This is a genomic window from Trinickia sp., assembly GCF_051961175.1.
Taxonomy (GTDB): Bacteria; Pseudomonadota; Gammaproteobacteria; order Burkholderiales; family Burkholderiaceae; genus Trinickia.
Genome location: NZ_JBQCDN010000158.1, coordinates 1 through 4,015 on the forward strand (window position 1 = coordinate 1; position 4,015 = coordinate 4,015).

3 protein-coding genes and 1 riboswitch are annotated in these 4,015 nt (G+C 65.1%); of the genes, 2 read left to right on the forward strand and 1 reads right to left on the reverse strand.

Going from position 1 to position 4,015, the window contains the following annotated elements; genetic code table 11:
• On the forward strand, positions 1 to 376 hold a 376-nt coding region (locus ACTHL0_RS09140; RefSeq protein ID WP_440566412.1), incomplete at its 5' end, for a 2'-5' RNA ligase family protein.
• 68 nt (positions 377 to 444) lie between these two features.
• Here ACTHL0_RS09140 and ACTHL0_RS09145 read toward each other — a convergent pair.
• A complete protein-coding gene (locus ACTHL0_RS09145; protein ID WP_440566413.1) occupies positions 445 to 2,208 on the reverse strand; it encodes an ABC transporter ATP-binding protein/permease in 1,764 nt (587 codons plus the stop codon).
• Between the two features lie 350 nt (positions 2,209 to 2,558).
• Positions 2,559 to 2,690: riboswitch (TPP riboswitch) on the forward strand.
• A 142-nt stretch (positions 2,691 to 2,832) separates the two neighbouring features.
• Here ACTHL0_RS09145 and ACTHL0_RS09150 point away from each other — a divergent pair.
• On the forward strand, positions 2,833 to 4,005 hold the full coding sequence (locus ACTHL0_RS09150) for an FAD-dependent oxidoreductase (protein WP_440566414.1): 1,173 nt from the start codon (positions 2,833 to 2,835) through the stop codon (positions 4,003 to 4,005).
• Positions 4,006 to 4,015 lie beyond the last annotated feature (10 nt).

Consider the following 4,015-nt stretch of genomic DNA (forward strand, 5'->3'; position numbering starts at 1 on the left):
TTGGCCGAGTGCCGCGCATCCGCGGCTCGTTGTCGTGCCGTTTGCCGATGACGATGGGCTTGCCGAACTCGAAGCGCGTGTGCGTGAACTCGTCGGCTCGCTGGGGTTGCCTGTCGACGATCATCGGCCGTTTCGCCCTCACATCACCCTCGCTCGATTCGCTCGGTCCCCTCGTTCCCCTCATAGCCCAAGCGCCTCGGCGCCCGCCCGCGAAGTGAGCGCCGGGCGAGTACCGCCACGCGTCGCGTTGCCGTTCGATGCGGCAACGCTTGAAGCCGTTCCTCGGTTCGATACGTTGACGCTCTATTCGAGCACGCTCGCTCGACCCGGCGCGCGCTATCGCGCGCTCGCTTCCGTGGGGGTGCCGCTGGCTTGAGAGGGGTTTGAAGCGAACCCGCCGCGTTTTGGGCGGGCTCGGAGGGTCAATGTTTGAGCGTCGTTGAGCTAAGCCGCGGCTCGCTCGTCCGCTCGCTCGATATCGAGCACCTCATTATGCAGCGCGAGCAGCGATTCCCGGTGCGCCACGCTCATGATCGCCGTCTTCGGCAGCCGTTCGGTGAGCAATCGATAAACGTGTGCTTCGTTGGCTGGGTCGAGTGCGCTTGTCGCTTCGTCGAGGAAGAGGAAGTCGGGCTTGTGCAACAGGATGCGCGCACAGGCGAGGCGTTGCTGTTCGCCCGGCGAGAGCACCCGCGTCCAGTGCGTCGATTCGCCCAGACGTTCGACATAATCCTCGAGCCGAGCGAAGCGCAGCGCAGCGCGGCAGTCTTCGTCGGAGAAGGTGTCCTCCGGAGAAGGGTAGGCGAGCGCGGCCTTGAGCGTACCGATCGGCAAGTAGCTTTGCTGCGGCACGAACATCATGCGGGCGCCTACCGGTGCGTCGATGGCACCATCGCCAAACGGCCAGAGTCCGGCGAATGCGCGCAGCAATGTGCTCTTGCCCGCACCGGACGGGCCGCGGACAAGCCAGCGCGAGCCGGGTTTGACGGTGATATCGGCAATGGCGGCGAGCGGCGTGCCGTTGGGCAGCGCGAGCCGGAGGTCGCGCGTCTTGAGGGTGTCGGCATCGACGTAATGCAGATTGATCCCGCCGTGTTCCGTGGCGGGCGAAACCGATTCGCGCATATGCGTGGTTTGAATCACACGCGTGAATTCACGGAGACGGTTGACCGTGGCGCGCCACGAGACGAGCGAGCCGTAATTATCGATGAACCACGAGAACGAGCCGCTGACGGTGCTGAAGGCATCGACGATCTGCATCAGCACGCCGAAGGTGAAGGCCCCGGCGAAGTAGCGCGGGGCGGCGACGACGAACGGAAAGATGATGGCAGCCTGCGCGTAGAAGGTCGTCGCGACGCTCAGGCGCCGCGTGTATTTCATGATGCGCCACCAGTTGTCGCGGATCCGCCCGAAGATATGCTGGGCGCCGGCATGCTCCGTTCGAACGCCGTCATACAGCGCGATGGGCTCGGCGTTCTCGCGCACGCGGATCAGCCCGAAACGGAAATCCGCTTCCACGCGCTGTTGCTGGTAGTTGATCGAAATGAGCGAGCGGCCGACCTTGTGAATGATGTACGAACCGCCGATGGCATAGATGCCGGCCGCCCATACCATGTAGCCGGGTATCGTCCATGTGGATCCGGCGAAATGCGCGGTCAGCGGGCCGGCGATCGTCCACAGGATCGTAATGAACGAAAACAGCGTAACGAGCGTCGAAAACAGCCCGAGCGTCAGCTGGAGCGTGCTCGAAGCGAACGACTGAAGGTCGTCGCTGATCCGCTGATCGGGGTTGTCGGCGAGCCGATCGCGCTCGATCCGATAGAACGCTGCCTCGCCGAGCCACGCTCGCAGGTAGCGAGTCGTCAGCCACTGGCGCCACCGGAACTCGAGCATCTGGCGCAAGTAGGTCCGATAAACCGCCATGACGATAAAGAAAGGCACAGCAGCCGAAAAGAGAAAGAGCTGATGCCAATAGTGCGGCACGTCCTTCGCTTGCAGGGCGTTATAAAACTTCGCATTCCACGAATTGAACCAGACGTTGAATCCGACGATGAGCAGGTTGATGACGACAATCGTCACCAGCAACCCCCATGCGGCTTTCCAGTCTTCCGACACCCAGTACGGTTTGATCAGCCCCCAGGCCGATGTCGAAAAAGATTGGGGCGGCGTGTCGTCACGCTCGGGGACGGGAATAAGAGCTGAAGTCATAGGTCTTCCGAACGGTGTTTCCGAATCTGGCGCGCGAGCCCACGGCAACGGACGCGAGCGCCTTGATGAGGAGCCTGCGAATTCTTGCGCGGACCCCTTAAAACAGTCTTAATCGGCGGCGGAACTGCCGATTTCGCTTTGTCTTGTGCCATCGTGTCGGCTGCGGACGCGGGCTGCATGCCGTGCCCATCAATCGCAGTGCGCCGTGTGCCGCGATCGGACATTGTGCCAGAGTGCGCGGCGTGCCCGGTTCCACGTCCATGAGAACGAACGAAAAAAAGGGCGCGCTTGCGAAGCTGCGTCACGGGGCCTCGTTTGCGGGTGCTTGGGCTTTTATGGTCTAATTGGCCACGACGAAACAGGGGTGCTTTGCGCGTTTTGTCAGGTGGGTACGGCGGCAGGCCGTCCGAGCGCAAGGCTGAGAGAGACCCTTCGCACCCGATCCGGATAATACCGGCGCGGGAAGTTTCGGGAACGCTTTGCGTGGGACGCTCGCTCGCCGGCCGTCCTTCCCCGCCGGGCCGCGTCCGCTTTGTCGGCGTAGCTTGCCCGGCCGGCCCCACCGGCCGGTTTCGTCCTGGTGTACGTGCGCCTCTTGCCGCCGTACGAATAGGATCGGATCCGATGACCGCTCAATCTTCAGTCGTTTCGACGGGCCCGCTGCCCGATGTCGCCGTGCTCGGCGGTGGCCTGTGCGGCCGCCTCGTCGCATGGCGGCTCGCCGGCGCCGGTCATCAGGTGGCGCTCTATGAACGCGGCGACGCAGCCGGCTCCTCGTCTGCCGCCTGGGTGGCGGCGGCGATGCTTGCGCCGCTCGCGGAGGCCGCCGTGGCCGAACCGCTGATCGTCGAACTTGGCGCCGCATCGCTCGACGAATGGCCGCGTCTGCTTGCTCAATTGCCCGAACCGGTCTTCTTTCAACGCAACGGCACGCTCGTCGTCTGGCACCAGGCGGATCGCGCCGAGGCCGCGTTGTTCGAGCGGCGCGTGCGCGCCAATGCGCCGGCTGCGCTGCTCGCCGACGACGCGCTGACGCGCGTGGACGCCCGGGCGCTCGCCGCCGCCGAACCCGCGCTGGCCGGCCGCTTCGCAACCGGATGGCTGATGCCGCACGAAGGCCAGCTCGACAACCGCCAGGCGTTGCATGCGCTGGCGGCGGGGCTTGCCGAGCGCGGCGTACGCACGCATTGGAACACGCGCGTCGACGATGCAGCCCGGCCGCCGGCACGCGTGACGATCGATTGCCGCGGGCTCGGCGCGAAACCCGTGCTGCCCACGCTGCGTGGGATTCGCGGCGAAGTGGCGCGCATCAAGGCGCCGGGCATCGGCTTGACGCGCCCCGTGCGGCTGCTGCACCCGCGCTATCCGATCTACCTCGCGCCGAAGGAAGACGACGTCTATGTCGTAGGCGCCACCGAGATCGAAGGGGAGGACATGTCGCCCGTCAGCGTGCGCTCGGCGCTCGAACTGCTGAGCGCCGCGTTCGCGGTCCATCCGGGATTCGGCGAGGCGCGCATCCTCGAACTGAACACGCAGTGTCGTCCGACGCTGCCCGATCATCGTCCCGCTATCAGTTGGGACGGCGCACAAGCGCTTACAGTGAACGGGCTCTATCGCCATGGTTATATGATCGCGCCCGAGGTTTCGAAGGCGGCAGCGGATCTGGCTGGCGCGTTGCTGACAGGCCAGGTAAAGGATGCCGACAGTTTTGGCACGCTGCGCGCGCAATCGCGTTGGGCGGCGATGCTGCATGGCGCGGGCGCGCAAGCGATCGTCGCGCCGCCTCTCGGCGCATGATGAGCGGCCC